At 59.9% G+C, this 671-nt stretch carries 2 protein-coding genes; both read right to left on the reverse strand.

Annotation, left to right across the window (positions count from 1 at the left end):
* Nucleotides 1–431: AAA family ATPase (locus OB03_RS14555; RefSeq protein ID WP_461344641.1), on the reverse strand; the 431-nt coding region annotated here is incomplete at its 3' end.
* Nucleotides 428–671: hypothetical protein (locus OB03_RS14560; RefSeq protein ID WP_461344642.1), on the reverse strand; the 244-nt coding region annotated here is incomplete at its 5' end. The genes OB03_RS14560 and OB03_RS14555, both read right to left, overlap by 4 nt.

Consider the following 671-nt stretch of genomic DNA (forward strand, 5'->3'; position numbering starts at 1 on the left):
ATCAGCGGGGTGCGAACGAGAAACCCGTTGGCGTCATAACCAGCGACCACCGTGTCCATGCCAACACCGGCCACCGGTACGATGTTGGGGGCGACCGTGGAATAGTCCACGCCCATGCCCGAGCAGATGCGATGAATGCGGCGCACGATCTCGTCGCCGTCATCCTCAGCGAAAAGCCCGACCGATTTCCAGCCTTTGGCCGTCCTGCCCAGCCATGGGAGGCTGTAGCGCGATGCCATGGCCACCATGAGCCACATGGCCAGCAAGGTCTTGCCGGAGCCGCCGTCGCCGTACAGCGCCGTGACGCAGCCGTTGGGGATCAGGTCGTCAACAAGGAACTCGCGCGGGTCTGGTTCGCGGTCGATCCAAGCCGAAAGATCGACAATCGGAAGCGTGGGTATTGCGGCGGGATGAAGGGGTGTTATGTTCAATAGAACAGCCCTCCGCCTTGGAGATCTGCGCCGCGTTCATGTCCCCACATAGAACGAGTAACAGCCCCGGTTTCGCCTGCAAGCGAGCCGGGGTTTTTCGTGTCTGCGCCCATGATACGCCCATGAAACGCGGGACAAGAACGGAACTCATGGAGAACAAAAGGGGACGATGGGGATTGAAAAACCTCGGACTTTCCGGTGATGCCGTTTGTTGACATCGTAGGGGTCACAGGTTCAATC

It is taken from the genome of Brevundimonas sp. GN22 (assembly GCF_054824005.1).